This window comes from Ensifer sp. B1-9, assembly GCF_050474445.1.
GTDB lineage: Bacteria > Pseudomonadota > Alphaproteobacteria > Rhizobiales > Rhizobiaceae > Ensifer.
This window is the reverse complement of sequence record NZ_JBCHVG010000005.1, coordinates 274,947-292,073: the sequence shown is the minus strand read 5'-3', so window position 1 is coordinate 292,073 and position 17,127 is coordinate 274,947. Positions and strand designations below refer to the sequence as shown.

The following is a 17,127-nucleotide window of genomic DNA, read 5'->3' as shown; positions in this document are numbered from 1 at the left end:
GGCAATACTGGGCGTGCAGCCCTCGAAACACAACGCTGAGCTTTATTAGCGCGTGCGCGCGGCGACTGTCCTACGAAGGGGCGAAACGCTATGTTTGCACTGGCTGCCACAATTTCGCACCGCCAGCCCCTACGGTGCCACGCCGAAACAGGAGTAAAAACAACATCATGACGACTCAGACCGAACAGACCGTGCTCAAACGATCGATCGCCGCGACCATCGTCGTCGGCACGACGGGCGTGCTGTTCGGCCTGTTGTCCGGATCGGTCTCGATCGTGTTCGACGGGGTGTTCTCCGCCGTCGACGCCTCCATGACGCTGCTGGCGCTCGGCGTGACGCAACTGATCCCGAAGCAGAGCAAGCGGTTCCAGATGGGCTTCTGGCACATCGAACCGATGGTCCTGCTCTTCAATGCCGGGCTGCTGACGCTGCTTTCGTTCTACGCGATGATCAACGCCGTAGGGTCAATTCTGTCGGGCGGCAACCACCTCGCCTTCGATTGGGCGATCGCCTATGCCGCCGTCGTCGTCGTGATCTGCCTCGTCATGTTCTTCTATATACGCCGGGCGAACCGGCCGATCGGTTCGGAGTTCCTGGCGCTCGACGTGCGTGCCTGGGCGATGTCCGGCGTGATCACGGCCGCCCTCCTGATCGCGTTCCTGACCGCCGCCACGCTGAAGGGCACGGCATACGAGCACTGGACACCCTATGTCGACCCGACGACCCTGATCGTGCTGACGCTCTGCCTGATCCCGCTGCCGATCCGCACGGTTTTCCAGGCATTGAAGGAGATCTTCCTGGTCGCGCCCGCTGAACTCGACGAGCGCGTGCGCAAGGCGGCCGCCAGCGCTGTTGCGCGCCACGGCTTTGCCGATTATCGCACCTATGTCGCCAAGGTCGGCCGCTCCAAGACGATCGAGATCTATCTGATCGGCACGCCGGAAACCAAGCTCGGCACGCTTGCCGAGCTCGACCGGATTCGCGCCGAGATCGGTGAAGAGATCGGCGACCCCGGCCACGACCGCTGGCTGACGATCGCCTTTACCGGCGAAGCGCGCTGGGCGGAGTAGTTCTCCCTTTCAGGAAAGCTCGATGCGCCGCGTGATCCCGATCGCCTCCAGAAAGGCGTGGTCGTGGCTGACGACCAGCAGCGCACCGTCATAGGCCCGCAAGCCCGCCTCGACCGCCTCGATCGAATCGATGTCCAGATGGTTGGTCGGCTCATCGAGGATCAGGAGTTGCGGCGGGCTGCTGCCGCCGAGCACGCAGGCGAGACCGGCGCGCAGCATCTGGCCGCCGCTGAGGCTCGAGACGACCTGCAGGGCAGCATCCGCCCGGAACATGAAGCGGGCCAACGCCGCGCGGCAGGCATTCTCGCTTGCTCCAGGGTTGATGCGTCGGAAATTGTCGCGAATCGAGAGCGCGGGATCGAGCAGGCTCACCCGCTGGTCGAGCATGGCGTGATCGACCAAGACGCGGACGCTGCCCGACCACGGCTGACGTTCGCCCGTCAATAGCGACAAGAGCGTCGTCTTCCCGGAGCCGTTGCGGCCGGTAAGCGCCACGCGTTCCGGTCCGACGATCGAAAGCGACAGGCGATCGACGACAGGCGTCCCCGCCTCATAGCCCACGCTGGCATCGCCGATCTGCAGCACGCTGCGCCCGGCGGGGAGCCCGGTCGGAGGCAGGCGAACGCTCAGTGGCTGCAGGATCTCGATGCGTTCCCGCGCGTCCGCCAGGTCCCCGACCGCCTGATCGCGCCGGCGTTCCACCAGGCGGGCATTATCGCCGCCGGTCTTCTCGCTGCGCTCCTTCCTGGCGTCGAGGAGCAGCAACGGTTCGTCGCCCCTGGCGCGCTTGCGGCGGCCGGCGGCATCCTTGCGCGCCTTGCGTTCGGCCGTTTCCTGGGCCTTGCGGTCGACCTCGGCCAGACGCCGCTCGGCATCGGCCAGATCGTGGCGGGCCGAGGCCAGCTCGATCGCCTTGCGCTCGCGGTAGTGGCTCCAATTACCGCCATAGGTCGTCGCGCCAAGTGTCGTCAGCTCGACGATCGCGTCCATCGTTTCCAGAAGTTCGCGATCGTGGCTGACGACGACGGCGCCGCCGCGCCAACCGGCCATCAACGCGGCAACGGCGGCTCGCCCTTCACGGTCGAGATTGTTGGTGGGTTCGTCGAGCAGGATGAAATCCGGCTCCTGGAAGACGAGGGCCGCGAGTTTCACGCGCGTCATCTGGCCGCCGGAAAGGGCGGCAAGGCGCGTCTCTGCCGCAGCGTCGAGACCGACGCGGGCGAGCGCGGCTTCCAGCCGGGATTCGAGCGTCCAATCGGCGGCGGCAAGCTCGTCCATGTCGGCCAACCCCTCTTCCGCTCGCTTGAGGACGGCGAGCGCCCTGGAGACGCCGAAGAGGTCGGCTACGGTCTCATCGGCCGCGACCTGCACCGTCTGGCTCAAGACGCCAAGGCTGCCTTCGGCGGAGACCCTGCCTTTCTGCGGCACCAGCGAACCTTCGATCAAGCGCAAGAGCGTGGATTTGCCGACGCCGTTGCGGCCGACAAGGCCGGTGCGCAGCGGACCGAAGGTGAGGTCGAGATCGGAAAAGAGGCTTCGGCCCTCAGGCGTGGACCACGAAAGTTGGGAGAGTGAAATCGAAGCAGGCATGGATACGGTTTTCCCTGATGGCAAGACGGTTCGGCTTGGCGGTCAGGGTGAAATCCATCGATGCGTGTATCCTGTTCAAATTTCTATCGGCGTCATAGATAACATCGAATGCGCCCGTTTCAAGGCGGAACATTCGATGTGGCGGGGCGAGGACGAGGCTGTCAGGCGAGGCTGCGCCGTTCCGTGCCCTCGCCGAAGCTCAGCCCCGAAGCGCAGACGCTGCGGTTGCGTCCGTGGCTCTTGGCATCGAGAAGAGCGGCATCGGCCCGCGTCAACAGCGTGGTGACGGGACCGTCGTCCGGGGCCGAGGCAATGCCGATCGAGACCGACACGGTGCCCAGAATCCGGCCGCGATGCGAGAGCGGCGTGGTGCCGATCTTGGTTCTGAGCCGCTCTGCAAGCTCGAAGCCAGCAGCTTCGCCGGCCTCCGGCAACAGAACGGTGAATTCCTCGCCGCCGAACCGATAGGCGCCACCGGCATCGGCCACCGTGTTGACGATGATCTGGGCGACATATTGCATGACCACGTCGCCGGCATCGTGGCCGAATTCATCGTTGAAGCGCTTGAAGTGATCGATGTCGATCATGAGGCAGGTGAGCGGCCCGCCGCCCTGCCCGCGCGGCTGCCGATTCAGCGCCTCGTCCAGGCAGCGCCGGTTGAGCAGCCCTGTGAGCGCGTCGCGCACCGCCATATTGGTGAGTTTCTCGCGCAGTTGCAGGTTGGCGACGGCAAGCCCGATATTCTCGGCGATCAGTTCCAGATAAAGGCGCGACGCCTCGACGGCGAACTTCTCCTGCGAATGCTCCTCGAAATAGAGAAGCCCGATCGTGTCGCCCTGTGCCGTCAGCGGGACGCAGAGGCCTACCGCGCCGTGGTCGTCGAGATGCTGGCAGGCGATGTCGCTCTGGCCGCGATTGCTGACATGCGGCCGACCGCGGCGAAGGCCCCAGCAGGCGCTCGACGGGAAAGATGGCGCCGAATGCTGCGGATCGAGCCAGGTGCCGACGCGCGTCAACAGCGTCCGGCTGTCATTCAGCACATAGAGATGACCAGCGAGATTCGGGAAAACCTGCGGCGCAAAGCGGGCCACGACCTCGGCCAGTTCGTCCTGACTCTGGCATGCCTGCAGCCGGTGCATCATCTGCAGGATCAGATCCTTCGTTTGCTGGTCCAGCCGCCGTTCGGCATCGAGCCGATCGCGCTCGAGGCCGTTCTTGCGGAAGATGTGGATCGCCTGGTTCATCTCGCCGATCTCGTCGCGGCGCCGATCGACCGGGACCTCCACCGCATAGTCCTGCCTGGCGAGCCGCGTGACGATCCCGCTCATGCGCGTGAGCGGCATGGCGACGCGACGCTTGAGGATGAAATAAAGCACGCTGAGGAACAGCACGGCGGTCACGCCCAGCATCGCCTTGGCGGCGAGCGCGAACCAGTCGCTGCGGCGCTGTGCCTCGCCGAGCGCCGCACTCGTCCGGGTCGTGGTCAATTCACGAAATCGCGCGACAGTCTCCAACAGCGCCGTCTGCAGGCGCTCATGCTCGGGTCCGAACAGCATCTGCTGGCCGCCGGCGCGGTCGCCCTTCTGGTAGGTTGCGATGGCGGCCACCTCGACCTTGTCGAGCGCTTCCGCCTCGCGCCCCATCTCATGCAACGCCGCGAGTTCGCCCGGCGTGGCACCGAAGTTCGTCGCGGTCTTGATCGCCTCCTCGCGCCGCCGTTCTTCCCCTTCCGCGCGATGGAAGGCTTCGAGGTGGCGCTCATCGCCGCGCATGACGTAAAGGCGCGCCTCGTCGGTTCGTACTTCCGCGCCGAGCGCAAGCTCTTCGCCGAGCGTATCGAGCACAAGATGCTGCTCGACCGCCTGGCGTTCCTCGATCGCGCTGTTTGTCGACAGGATGAAAGCCGTGCCGGAAAGCCCCGTCAGGAGCACGGTCACGCCATAGGCCCAGTTGGTGATCGCATTTATTCGCATGGTAAAAAGCTTAGCCCCCGCGGATTGAGAGCGCATTAATCGTGATGCCCGGCTTCGGCAACAGGCCCGGAGCATGTCGACGCCGCCAGTGCAGCTTTTGTTCCATTCTTTGCCGCCGGTCGGCGCGAATCGTCGATGATGCCTGGAGGCGTAAACTATCGAAACGCCGTATCGTGCTGATGTCAGCATCACCAATCCCGCTCCGCGCGACACGTTGCGCCCGGCGGATCGCTCAAGTAGGTTCGACGCCAGAGACGCGGTGAGGCTGGCCGTGGGATAGTTCTGGTATAGCGTAGGCTCGGCGGCCCATGCCGGGCAAGAGGGCGGCCGAAAGGCCGGGTGCAAATGACACTGTCGGGCAAGCGCATTCTCCTGATCATCTCCGGTGGTATCGCGGCTTACAAAAGCCTTGATCTCATTCGGCGCCTGCGCGAACGCGGCGCGAGCGTGCGGCCGGTGATGACGGCCGGCGCGCAGCAATTCGTCACACCGCTTGCCGTCGGCGCGCTTTCCGCCTCGCATGTCTACCTCGACCTCTTTTCGCGCGAGGACGAACAGGATGTCGGCCATATCCGGCTGGCGCGCGAATGCGACCTCGTCGTCGTTGCGCCGGCAACTGCCGACCTGATGGCGAAGATGGCGAACGGCCATGCCGACGATCTGGCCTCCACCATCCTGCTCGCGACCGACCGGCCTGTGCTGGTTGCGCCGGCGATGAATCCGAAGATGTGGGCGCATCCGGCCACCCGCCGCAACCGCGCGACGCTTGCCAGGGACGGCATCCGCTTCATCGGTCCGGAGGCCGGCGAGATGGCGGAAAGCGGCGAGGCCGGCGAAGGCCGCATGAGCGAGCCGCTTTCGATCGTGGCGGCCGTCGAGGATCTTCTCGCGGGCGCGCCGAAACCGCTTGCTGGGCGCAGCGCCATCGTGACCTCCGGGCCGACGCATGAGCCGATCGACCCGGTGCGCTACATCGCCAACCGCTCCTCCGGCAAGCAGGGCCATGCAATCGCCGCTGCGCTCGCGAAACTTGGTGCAAGCGTCACGCTGGTCTCCGGCCCGGTGACGATCCCGGATCCGGCGGGTGTGAAGGTCGTGCATGTGGAGCGGGCCGAGGAAATGCGTGATGCGGTGCTTGCCGCCCTCCCCGCCGACGTCGCCGTCATGGTTGCCGCCGTTGCCGACTGGCGGGTGGCGACGGCTGCCGGCAACAAGATCAAGAAGAAGCCGGGCGAAGCCCCGCCGCCGCTGCAGCTTGCCGAAAACCCCGATATCCTGAAGACGGTCGGGCATCACGCCAAGCGGCCGAAACTGGTGATCGGCTTTGCCGCCGAGACCGAGAACGTCGCCGATAACGGCCGCGCCAAGCTCGAGCGCAAGGGCGCCGACTTCATCCTCGCAAACGACGTGTCGCCGGCGACCGGGATCATGGGCGGCGACCGCAACAAGGTGAAGCTGATCTCGGCTGCCGGTAACGACGACTGGCCGGAGATGGACAAGGACGCTGTGGCGGAGAAGCTTGCGGCGATGATTGCGGCCGAACTGGCGCGGATGGAGCGGGGCTAAGCGGCCCCCAAATTGCCCTCACCCTAATCCTCTCCCCGCGGGCGGAGTGAGGGGACGTGGCAAACGCGAATGCCCCACTTTGTGGCTAGGCGGCAGAGGTTCGGTCGTTAGAGGACAAATCGCGAAGGGTTGTTTTGCGGTCGAGCGAGCGCCGCGGGTCTTCTTCTCCTCGCAGGCGGGGAGAAGGCGGCGGCAGCCGGATGACGGGCCGATGCCTTCCGCTGCGATCCTCTATGCGATGCCTTAGGCGAATTGACGGGACTTCGCCGGCGCTCCTTGCGTGGAGAACAGCCGGACATCCACGCCGTTTTCGCCGACGATAACTGCCGTCCCGTCGGGGATTTCGACCCAGGCGTTGTCATCATCGTTGAGTGGCTCGGAGACGAGGCAATAGCCGCCGCTCGGCCCCATCGGCGCGGCGTAGAGCGTCGGCGCCTTCCAGTCGGAGGCGTAGCGCACCGCGTAGAGATCATGGCCGTCGGAGAAGGCGGCGGTGAAGCGGACCAGCACCTGGCGTTCCAGATGTTCGGCAAGCTGCTCGACGAAGGCGAGCGCCTCGGCGATCGCGCCCAGCGGATCGCGGTCGAGCCCGAACTGCATGGCAAGCAGGAACAGGAGTTCCGAATCCGTCGTGCCGGTGCGTGCCGAATAGAGGTCGTTGTCGAGCATGCTCTCCATCGGTCGGCGCAGATGCTCGAAGTCGCCGATCTGGCCGTTGTGCATGAAGGACCAGCGGCCGAATACGAAAGGGTGACAGTTGTCGCGCCGCGTGCCGCCACCGGTCGCGGCGCGCACATGGGCGAGGAAGAGCGGCGAGCGGATCTGCCTTGCGATGCTCTTCAAGTTGCAATCGGACCAGGCCGGCAGGATATCGCGGTAGCGCCCGGGCTCCGGATGATCCCCGTACCAGGCGACGCCGAAGCCGTCGCCATTGGTGGCGGTCTTCGCCCGTGTCGCGCAATGGGACTGTTCGATCAGCGAGTGCGCCGGGGAGGTCACCAGTTCCTCAAGATAGAGCGGCTCCCCGCGATAGGCTGCCCAGCGGCACATGCTGATTTCACTCCAGCTCCGCCCCGTTCACACAGAGGCGATTCGTTAACCATGACGAAGTGCGATGTTCCAACGGAACATGGTAAAAATGCGTTAACACATTTCCCCTTCGTCAAGATCCCCCTGGCTGGAACGCACAGATTTGGCTGTTTCCGCCGGCACAGATCCAGTCTTGCGCCCCATTTCGAATAAACATTCCATATTGACAAATCATGCACAAAACATTTCATTTCGAGCCATTACGGCCAGGGAGGAATTCAAAATGGGCAGCAAGCGCAAACTCGGGATCGGCCTGATCGGCACGGGCTTCATGGGCAAGGCCCATGCGCTCGGCTTCACCATCGCGGCGCGGGTCTTCGACCTGCCCTTCGAGCTCGACCTCGTTACGATCGCAGACGTCACCGTCGAGAGCGCCGAGCGGGCCCGCGGCCAGCTCGGCTTCCGCAAGGCGAGCGCCGACTGGCGCGAACTGCTCACCGATCCGGATATCGACATCATCGACATCACCACGCCGAACCTCCTGCACAAGGAGATGGCGCTGGCGGCGATCGCCCACGGCAAGCATGTCTATTGCGAAAAGCCGCTGGCGCCGACGGTCGCCGAATGCCGGGAGATGGTCGAGGCGGCCGAGAAAGCCGGCGTCGTCACCCAGGTCGGCTTCAACTATCTCAAGAACCCGCTGATCTTCCTCGCCAAGGACATCATCGAAAGCGGCGAGATCGGCGAGATCCGCTCGATGCGCGGCATTCATGCGGAAGACTTCATGGCCGATGCGAGCGTGCCGTGGGGCTGGCGTCTCAATCCGGCCAGCGGCGGCGGCGCGCTTGCCGATATCGGCAGCCACGTCATCGCCTCCATGCGCCATCTCGTCGGCCCCATCAAGCAGGTACTCGCCGAAACCATCATCCAGATCCCGGAACGCCCGATCGCCGCCGGCTCCAGCGAGACCCGCCCGGTCGAAGTGGACGACATCACCCGCGCTTTCGTGCGCTTCGAAAATGGCGCCACCGGCAGCTTCGAGGCGAGCTGGATCGCAACGGGCCGCAAGATGCAGCACGATTTCGAGATCTACGGCTCGAAGGGCAGCATCGTCTTCACGCAGGAGCGGCTGAACGAGATCCGCCTCTACAAGACCGGCGACGACATCCGCACCCGCGGCTTCCGCACCATCTGGGCGGGGCCCGAACATCCGCCCTATGGCGCCTTCTGCGTGGCGCCCGGCCACCAGATCGGCTTCAACGACCTGAAGGCGATCGAGGTCAAGGAATTCCTCGACGCCATTGCCGGCGGCACGTCGCCTTCGACCGATTTCCGCGAAGGCTTCGAGGTGCAGAAGGTTCTTTCGGCCACCTATCAGTCGGCCAAGACCAACGAATGGGTGCAGATCTAGAGCGGGATAAGGAAAATGGAATGCCTGTTCTATCCCGTTCCCGACTAATCGATTAAGGTGAGGTAACGAACCAGACTTATCCAGAGTGGAGACAAACGAGACATGGCGATGCCGGAAACGACGACAGAGGTGCCGCAGGATTTCGAGGCGCTGAAGGCCGCCATTCTGGAACGCAAGGCGGAGCTGCCGAAACGGCTGCGCCAGGTCGCCGCCTATTCGCTCGACAATCCCGACGAGATCGCCTTCGGCACGGCGGCGAGCATCGCAACCTCCGCCGAGGTACAACCCTCGACGCTGGTGCGCTTCGCCCAGCATTTCGGCTTCGAAGGCTTTTCCAGCCTGCAGCAGATCTTTCGCGCGCGGCTGCGCGAGCGCACGCCCGGCTATGAAGACCGGTTGAAGGCATTGAGCGCCAATGACCACAGCAAGCTCGAAAGCGGCTCGATCTTCAACGGCTTCGTCGCTGCCGCCCACCGCTCGCTCGACAACATCGCCTCGTCGGTCGATCCCGAAGCGTTCGAGCGCGCCGTCGACATCCTGGCCAAGGCAGACACGATCTACCTGATCGCCAAGCGCCGCTCCTATCCGATCTCCAGCTACATGGCCTATGCGTTCGGCAAGCTGAAGGTGAGGTATCAGCTCGTCGGCACGGCCGCCGGCATCGACGACGACATGCTGGCGATGGCGACGAAGAACGACGCAGCCTTTGCCGTCAGCTTCTCGCCCTATGCGTCCGAAAGTGCGGCCCAGGCGCGGCTGCTCGCCGAGCGCAAGGTGCCGGTGGTGTCGCTGACGGATTCCGCCTTCTCGCCACTGGCTGAATCCTCGAAGGTCTGGTTCGAACTGGTCGAGGCCGATCATGCGGGCTTCCGTTCGCTTTCCGCCAGCATGGCGTTTGCCATGGCGCTCACGGTCGCCATTGCCGAGAAACGCCAGCGCCTTGCCGAGGGCAATCAGGCCGAACGGAATGAATAGAATGAAAATTCCATATTGACGAAACGTCGGAATTTATGTTTCATACAGCCATCACCCACAGTACGAAAATGGTCGGGCCCGCCAAGGTGTCCGCGGGGAGGAAGCAGTGAGCCAGAACGTTTCGGCACAGGGAGCAAAGCCGCTCGACCTGATCACCATCGGCCGGGCCTCGGTCGATCTCTATGGCCAGCAGATCGGCACGCGCCTTGAAGATGTTTCGAGCTTTGCCAAATCGGTCGGCGGCTGCCCCTGCAACATCTCTGTCGGCACCGCCCGCCTTGGCCTGAAGTCGGCGTTGCTCACCCGCGTCGGCGACGAGCAGATGGGCCGCTTCATCCGCGAGCAGCTCACCCGTGAAGGCGTCGAGACGCGCGGCATCGTCACCGATCCGGAACGGCTGACGGCGCTCGCCATCCTCGCCGTCGAGAACGACAAGTCCTTCCCGTTGCTCTTCTATCGCGACAATTGTGCCGACAACGCGTTGTGCGAGGATGACGTTTCGGAAGAGTTCATCCGCTCCGCCCGCGCCGTCCTGGTCTCCGGCACGCATTTCTCCAAGCCGAACACCGATGCCGCCCAGCGCAAGGCGATCCGCATCGCCAAGGAAAACGGCGCGAAGGTCGTCTTCGACATCGACTATCGCCCGAACCTCTGGGGCCTTGCCGGCCATGACGCCGGCGAAAGCCGCTACATCGCTTCCGACCGCGTCTCGGCGCATCTCAAGACGGTTCTCGCCGATTGCGACCTGATCGTCGGCACGGAAGAGGAAGTGCTGATCGCCTCGGGCGAGAGCGACCTGCTCCAGGCGCTGAAGACGATCCGTGCGCTGTCCAAGGCGACGATCGTCTTGAAGCGCGGGCCGATGGGCTGCATCGTCTATGACGGCCCGATCACCGAGGATCTCGAAGACGGCATCGTCGGCAAAGGCTTCCCGATCGAGGTCTATAACGTGCTCGGCGCCGGTGACGCCTTCATGTCCGGCTTCCTGCGCGGCTGGCTCAGGGACGAACCGCATGCGACGTCCGCCACCTGGGCCAATGCCTGCGGCGCCTTCGCCGTCTCGCGCCTGCTCTGCGCCCCGGAAATCCCGACCTGGACCGAACTGCAGTTCTTCCTCGCAAACGGCAGCCAGGAACGGGCGCTGCGCAAGGACGAGGCGATCAACCACGTGCATTGGGCGACCACCCGCCGCCGCGAAATCCCGCTTCTGATGGCGCTTGCGATCGACCACCGCAGCCAGCTCGAAGACATGGCCGCGGGCGACCAGGCCCTGCTTGACCGCATTCCGGCGTTCAAGGTGCTGGCAGTCAAGGCGGCTGCGCAGGTCGCGGCCGGACGTTCCGGGTTCGGCATGCTGATTGACGACAAATACGGCCGCGACGCGCTCTATGCCGCCGGCGCATACCGCGATTTCTGGATCGGCAAGCCGATCGAGCTTCCGGGTTCGCGGCCGCTGCAGTTCGAATTCAGCCAGGATCTCGGCAGCCGCCTGATCGATTGGCCCGTCGACCATTGCATCAAAGTGCTTTCCTTTTACCACCCGGACGATCCGGCCGAACTCAAGGCGCAGCAGGTCGCGAAGCTCCGCTCGGCCTTCGAGGCAGCCCGCAAGGTCGGCCGCGAAATCCTGATCGAGATCATAGCCGGCAAGCACGGCAAGCTTGACGACCAGACCATTCCGCGGGCTCTCACCGAACTCTATGATGCCGGCCTCAAGCCGGACTGGTGGAAGCTCGAGCCGCAGGCAAGCCGCGGCGCCTGGACGGCGATCGACGCCGTCATCGAGGCGCGCGATCCGCTCTGCCGCGGCGTGGTGCTCTTGGGTCTCGAAGCGCCCTATGAGCAGCTCAAGGATGGCTTTGCAGCCGCGCGTACCTCGAAGACCGTCAGGGGCTTCGCTGTTGGCCGCACAATCTTCGCCGATGCCGGCAGGGCCTGGCTCGGCGGTACGATGAGCGACGAGCAGGCGATCGACGACATGGCCGGAAAGTTTGCGGCATTGGTGGATCTCTGGCTGCAACTGGGTGAAACGAAGGCGGCATAAGGTCGACAGGTACCAGTCGATAATGCTGCAGACAGGGTGGAACGGGACGATTCCGCCACGAGGAGGAAACAGATTATGAGCCAGAAGACCGTGCGCCTGACCATGGCACAGGCCGTGGCGCGGTTCCTGACCCGCCAGATGACTGTCATCGATGGCAAAAGGGTGCCGATTTTCGGCGGCGTCTTCGCCATCTTCGGCCATGGCAATGTCGCGGGCGTGGGCGAAGCGCTGCATGCGATCAAGGATACGCTGCCGACCTATCGCGCCCAGAACGAGCAGGGCATGGCGAACGCGGCAATCGCCTTCGCCAAGGCGAGCTTCCGCCGCCGCTTCATGGCTTGCACAACCTCGATTGGCCCAGGCGCGCTCAACATGGTGACCTCGGCGGCACTCGCCCATGTCAACCGCCTGCCGGTGCTGCTCCTGCCCGGCGATGTCTTCGCCAATCGCCGTCCTGACCCGGTGCTGCAGCAGGTCGAAAGCTTCGGCGACGGCACGATCTCGGCAAACGACTGCTTCCGTCCCGTGTCGCGCTATTTCGACCGCATTACCCGGCCCGAACAGATCATCCCGGCGCTCCGCCGCGCCATGCAGGTGCTGACGGATCCCGCCGATTGCGGCCCGGTGACGCTGTCGCTCTGCCAGGACGTGCAGGCGGAAGCCTATGACTATCCGGAAAGCTTCTTCGACGAGAAGGTGTGGGTGCCGCGCCGCATCGAGCCCGATCTCGACGAGCTGGCGAGCGCGATCGCGGCACTCAAGCAAGCGAAGAAGCCCATCATCATCGCCGGCGGCGGCGTGCTCTATTCAGAGGCAACGAAGGCGCTCGGCGACTTCGCCGAACGTCATGGCATTCCGGTCGTCGAGACGCAGGCCGGCAAGTCGGCGCTGCCGCACTCGCATTCGCTCAACATGGGCTCGGTCGGCGTCACCGGAACCTCGGCGTCCAACGCGCTTGCCGAGGAAGCCGATGTGGTTCTCGCCGTCGGCTCGCGCCTGCAGGACTTCACCACCGGCTCCTGGGCGCTCTTCAAGAACGAAGGCCTGAAGATCATCGGCCTCAACGTCCAGCCCTTCGATGCCGGCAAGCACAACGGCCTACCGCTGATCGCGGACGCCCGCGCCGGTCTCAACCGCATCTCCGGCGGCCTGGGCAGCCACAAGGCCGATCCGAGCTGGACCGCCAAGGCGAAGGCCGGCAAGGCCGAATGGCTGACGGCTGCCGACAAGGTGACGGCCACGACCAATGCGGCGCTGCCCTCCGATGCCCAGGTGATCGGCGCCGTGCAGCGCGCCCGCGGCGGCAAGAACACAACGCTCGTCTGCGCCGCCGGCGGTCTGCCCGGCGAACTCCACAAGCTCTGGCAGGCGGAAGAACCCGGCGGCTACCACATGGAATACGGCTTCTCGACCATGGGCTACGAGGTCGCCGGCGGCCTCGGCGTCAAGCTTGCCAAGCCCGACAGCGACGTCATCGTCATGGTCGGCGACGGCAGCTACATGATGCTGAACTCGGAGATCGCCTCCTCGATCATGCTCGGCGCCAAGTTCACCATCGTGCTGCTCGACAATGCCGGCTATGGCTGCATCAACCGGCTGCAGATGGGCACCGGTGGCGCCAACTTCAACAATCTCCTGAAGGACACGCACCACGTGGAGCTGCCGCAAATCGACTTCGCGGCGCACGCCGCCGCCATGGGTGCCATCACCCGCAAGGTCGGCTCGATCTCCGAGCTGGAAGCGGCGCTCAAGGAGACCGCGGGCGAGACGCGCACGACAGTTATCGTCATCGACACCGATCCGCTGATCACCACCGAGGCCGGCGGCCACTGGTGGGATGTCGCGGTGCCCGAGGTGTCCGGCCGCAAGCAAGTGAATGAAGCGCGCGAGGGCTATGAGAAAGCCCTGCTCGCGCAGCGTTTCGGCTAATTCAGAGCTAGCGCTCGCGTTATCCATGCGAGCGCTTTTTCATGTTCGACGACGCCGGATGGATGAGACGGCCCCGCATCGCGCGGATGAGGGGCCACGTTCCCCTCCCCTTCCGCCACAACGAGACTGACAAACCTTCCGCCCCAAGCGGACGACGCAAGAGAAAGTGAAAGACATGATCCGCTACGGAACCAACCCGATCGCCTGGAGTAACGACGACGATCATTCGATCGGCGCGCATCTGACGCTCGAGGACTGCCTCTCCGATTGCCAGAAGATCGGCTTCGACGGCATCGAGAAGGGCCACAAGATGCCTGCTGATCCCGAGGCGCTGAAGCAGAAGCTTGCCTCCTACGATCTCGTCTTCGTTTCCGGCTGGCACTCGACCAACCTGCTCACCCATGACGTCGAGGCCGAGAAAAGGGCGATCCAGCCGCATCTCGATCTCCTGAAGCACAATGGCTGCAAGGTGGCGATCGTCTGCGAGACCTCGAACGCCATCCATGGCGACGATACGAAGTCGGTCGCCAACGACAAGCCGGTTCTGCCGGCCGACCAGTGGAAGAAGTTCGGCGCCGATCTCGAAGCGATCGCTAAGTATTGCGTCGATCAGGGCATCGACCTCGTCTACCACCACCACATGGGCACGATCGTCCAGACCGGCGAGGAGATCGACCTCCTGATGCAGAATACCGGCCCGGCCACCAAGCTGCTGCTCGACACCGGTCACGCCTGGTTCGGCGGCTCCGATCCGGCCGAGGTCGCGAAGAAATACATGCACCGCGTCCGCCACATCCATTGCAAGAACGTGCGCCCGGCCGTGCGCAGGCAAGTCGAGGGCGAAGGCCTCTCCTTCCTCGAAGGCGTACGCCGCGGCGTCTTCACCGTTCCCGGCGACAGCGAGGGCGGCGTCGACTTCCTCCCCGTCCTGAAAATCGCCGCCGAGCACGACTATTCCGGCTGGCTGGTGATCGAGGCGGAACAGGATTCGGCCGTGCGCAACCCGTTCGAATACCAGTCGCTCGGCCTGAAGTCGCTGAAGGCCTTTGCAAAGGAAGCCGGGCTCGACAAGTAAGCCCAGACTTTCGGTCGCCGGACTTGGAGTGAGTGCCCCTCATCGGCGCGGTGAGGGAAACGCAGCGCCCCTCATCCGGCTGCCGCCACCTTCTCCCCGCGCGCGGGGAGAAAGGATATGCTGCAACCGCTCGATCCTCTCAACGGCAGCGGTAAAGTGCAAACGGTGTCCCCTCTCCCCGCAAGCGGGGAGAGGGCTAGGGTGAGGGGTAGACCGCACGACCGGCACCCCATGATAAAGAGTTAGGGAGACCGACATGTCCAAGCTGCTCGTCAAACCGAAAGCCAAATCGGGCCTCATGCAAAACGTGACGCCAGAGAGTGCCGGCTGGACCTATGTCGGTTTCGCGCTCGAACGGCTGAAGGCCGGGGAGACGACCGAAGGCGAGACGGGCGACAGGGAAGTCTGCCTGGTGCTGGTTTCCGGCAAGGCAAAGGTCACCGTCGACGGCGAGAGCTTCGGCGAGCTCGGCGAGCGCATGACGCCGTTCGAGGGCCAGCCCTATGCCGTCTATGTGCCGAAGGGCAGCCGCTGGCAGGCAACAGCGACCTCGGACCTCGACCTCGCTATCTGCTCGGCGCCGGGCGGCGACGGCTTCAAGGCCAAGGTGATCGCGCCAGGCACGCATCCGCAAATGACCCGTGGCAAGGGCACCAACACGCGCTACGTCACCAACATCATGCCGGAGGACGACGGCTCGGCACAATCGCTGCTCGTCGTCGAGGTGATCACGCCCGGCGGCCACACCTCTTCCTACCCGCCGCACAAGCACGACCAGGACGACCTGCCGGCCGAGAGCTACCTGGAAGAGACCTATTACCACAGGCTGAACCCGCCGCAGGGTTTCGCCATGCAGCGCGTCTATACCGACGACCGCTCGCTGGACGAGACCATGGCGGTCGAGGACGGCGACGTGACGCTGGTGCCGAGGGGCTATCACCCCGTTGCCGCGGTGCACGGCTACGACGTCTACTATCTCAACGTCATGGCCGGACCGACGCGCATCTGGAAATTCCACAACGCCCCCGAACACGAATGGCTCTTCACCGGCGTGTAAGCTTCTACTTACGCAATCGCAGCGCCACGCTTCCAGCCGCTCCGCCAGTGGCGACCGTCGTCGATCGTTCGGCGTGAGCCATTCCGAGCTCCAACGCGGAAAGCGGCATACACTTTTTGCCGCGCCGCTCTAGCTTCCCTGCTTTCAGGGAGGCCTCCATGCATATCGACGGGCAATGCCACTGCGGCTACGTAACCTATGAGGCCAAGATCGATCCGGCCGATGTCGCGATCTGCCATTGCACCGATTGCCAGCAACTGACGGGATCCGCCTATCGCGTGACCGCAGGCACGGCGCGCGAGAATTTCCGGCTGACCGGCGGCGAACCGAAGCTCTACGTCAAGGTCGCCGACAACGGTCGCCAGCGGTTGCAATTTTTCTGCCCGAACTGCGGCTCGCCGATCTATACGACCGGCACGGGCGAGGACGCGCTGGAAGTCGGCATCCGGGTCGGCACGATCAACCAGCGCCGGGAGCTCAGACCGAGATCGCAAATCTGGTGTTCTTCGGCACTGCCCTGGATCGGCGATGTCAGGAGGTTGCCCGGCCGCGATCGCGACGAGGCGCCTTACGCTTAGATCACGGTGGTTTGGGGCGGGATACCGGCGGAAACCGCACACATTCTTCCCGCTCCAGCCGCTCAAGCGGCGGCCAGCGGGCCTTCCTTCAACAACGCCCAGGCTTCTCCGATGACAACCGATGCAGGTGTCGCCGTCATCTGCGACGGGCGTGCATCGGGGTTTGCAGCGAGATAGGTCTTCACGAGGTGATAGCCGATCGTATAGCCGGCCCAGCGCGGCAATGCGCGATCGCTGCCGAAGAACCAGCCGGCATGATCGTAGCTTTCCGCCCAGAGTTCCCGCTCGGCACGCTCCAGCAAACCTGCCCAATCGCCCGCGGTAATCGCGTGGTTCCAGGCATGACCGTCGCCGCCATTGATCTCGACATCGAAAGCATCCGCAAGGCCTTCGGTGACCAGAGCTTCGCCCAGCTTGGAGCCATAGCCGCAGGTCGCGTGGCGGAAGGAATGGTGCAGCTCGTGCGTCAGCATTTTCCGCAGTTCGCCGGCTGCCAGGCTGGCTTCGAAATTGTCGTTGCCGGGATCGAGCGTGAGGAAGACCAGCCCTCGGCGATAGCAGCCGCCCGCCACGCCAAGTTCGGGAATGGTCTCGCCCGGCCTGTTTTCGACGGCGATATCAATGGGAGCGGCACTGTCCGACGCAGGAACACGGGCGCCAACCCGTTCGGCGGTCTCGTGCACCTGACGCAGAATTTCCTCGCGCCAGCGCTCAAGCGATCCATACGCTTCAAGGAAGTGAACACGCAGGTCCAGCATCTGGCGAATCTCCCGTCGTCGACATCACTCTACCGCGCGGCAAGGTAAGCATGCGGCCGGTGATTGCAATGC

The 17,127-nt window shown here is 64.4% G+C and carries 13 protein-coding genes; 9 read left to right on the top strand and 4 right to left on the bottom strand.

What is annotated here, in order from left to right; translation table 11 throughout:
* Positions 1–167 precede the first annotated feature (167 nt).
* On the top strand, positions 168–1,070 hold the full coding sequence (locus ACQ5BM_RS11375) for a cation diffusion facilitator family transporter (RefSeq protein ID WP_429810948.1): 903 nt from the start codon (positions 168–170) through the stop codon (positions 1,068–1,070).
* Positions 1,071–1,079: 9 nt separating this feature from the next.
* Here the strand turns inward: ACQ5BM_RS11375 and ACQ5BM_RS11370 are convergent, their stop codons facing one another.
* Both ACQ5BM_RS11370 and ACQ5BM_RS11365 read right to left on the bottom strand, forming a co-directional pair.
* Complete coding sequence (locus ACQ5BM_RS11370; protein WP_429810946.1) at positions 1,080–2,660, bottom strand: ABC-F family ATP-binding cassette domain-containing protein; 1,581 nt, start codon at positions 2,658–2,660, stop codon at positions 1,080–1,082.
* Positions 2,661–2,821: 161 nt separating this feature from the next.
* Entirely contained in the window at positions 2,822–4,633 is a 1,812-nt protein-coding gene (locus ACQ5BM_RS11365) for a diguanylate cyclase (RefSeq protein WP_429810944.1), read from the bottom strand.
* 345 nt (positions 4,634–4,978) lie between these two features.
* Here ACQ5BM_RS11365 and coaBC point away from each other — a divergent pair, with 345 nt between their 5' ends.
* On the top strand, positions 4,979–6,199 hold the full coding sequence (gene coaBC, locus ACQ5BM_RS11360) for a bifunctional phosphopantothenoylcysteine decarboxylase/phosphopantothenate--cysteine ligase CoaBC (protein WP_429811161.1): 1,221 nt from the start codon (positions 4,979–4,981) through the stop codon (positions 6,197–6,199).
* 243 nt (positions 6,200–6,442) lie between these two features.
* Here coaBC and ACQ5BM_RS11355 read toward each other — a convergent pair whose 3' ends face one another.
* On the bottom strand, positions 6,443–7,249 hold the full coding sequence (locus ACQ5BM_RS11355; protein WP_429810942.1) for a class II glutamine amidotransferase: 807 nt from the start codon (positions 7,247–7,249) through the stop codon (positions 6,443–6,445).
* A gap of 262 nt (positions 7,250–7,511) precedes the next feature.
* Here ACQ5BM_RS11355 and ACQ5BM_RS11350 point away from each other — a divergent pair, with 262 nt between their 5' ends.
* The 7 genes from ACQ5BM_RS11350 (at position 7,512) to ACQ5BM_RS11320 (ending at position 16,297) form a co-directional block, all read left to right on the top strand.
* The gene (locus ACQ5BM_RS11350) at positions 7,512–8,639 is read left to right on the top strand and encodes a Gfo/Idh/MocA family protein (RefSeq protein WP_429810940.1); all 1,128 of its coding nucleotides are present in this window, start codon (positions 7,512–7,514) and stop codon (positions 8,637–8,639) included.
* Positions 8,640–8,741: 102 nt separating this feature from the next.
* Complete coding sequence (locus ACQ5BM_RS11345; RefSeq protein WP_429810938.1) at positions 8,742–9,614, top strand: MurR/RpiR family transcriptional regulator; 873 nt, start codon at positions 8,742–8,744, stop codon at positions 9,612–9,614.
* Positions 9,615–9,720: 106 nt separating this feature from the next.
* On the top strand, positions 9,721–11,658 hold the full coding sequence (locus ACQ5BM_RS11340; RefSeq protein WP_429810937.1) for a bifunctional 5-dehydro-2-deoxygluconokinase/5-dehydro-2-deoxyphosphogluconate aldolase: 1,938 nt from the start codon (positions 9,721–9,723) through the stop codon (positions 11,656–11,658).
* A gap of 75 nt (positions 11,659–11,733) precedes the next feature.
* The gene (gene iolD, locus ACQ5BM_RS11335) at positions 11,734–13,587 is read left to right on the top strand and encodes a 3D-(3,5/4)-trihydroxycyclohexane-1,2-dione acylhydrolase (decyclizing) (protein WP_429810935.1); all 1,854 of its coding nucleotides are present in this window, start codon (positions 11,734–11,736) and stop codon (positions 13,585–13,587) included.
* Between the two features lie 175 nt (positions 13,588–13,762).
* A complete protein-coding gene (gene iolE / locus ACQ5BM_RS11330; protein ID WP_429810933.1) occupies positions 13,763–14,662 on the top strand; it encodes a myo-inosose-2 dehydratase in 900 nt (299 codons plus the stop codon).
* A gap of 256 nt (positions 14,663–14,918) precedes the next feature.
* Positions 14,919–15,719 carry a 5-deoxy-glucuronate isomerase gene (iolB, locus tag ACQ5BM_RS11325; protein ID WP_429810931.1) on the top strand — a complete coding sequence of 267 codons (801 nt, stop codon included), beginning with the start codon at positions 14,919–14,921 and terminating at the stop codon, positions 15,717–15,719.
* 158 nt (positions 15,720–15,877) lie between these two features.
* A complete protein-coding gene (locus ACQ5BM_RS11320) occupies positions 15,878–16,297 on the top strand; it encodes a GFA family protein (protein ID WP_429810929.1) in 420 nt (139 codons plus the stop codon).
* Between the two features lie 62 nt (positions 16,298–16,359).
* On the opposite strand, the gene ACQ5BM_RS11315 is transcribed toward ACQ5BM_RS11320, so the two are convergent.
* Positions 16,360–17,055 (bottom strand): DUF2268 domain-containing putative Zn-dependent protease, encoded by a 696-nt coding sequence (locus ACQ5BM_RS11315; RefSeq protein ID WP_429810927.1) that lies wholly within the window; start codon positions 17,053–17,055, stop codon positions 16,360–16,362.
* Positions 17,056–17,127: the final 72 nt, after the last annotated feature.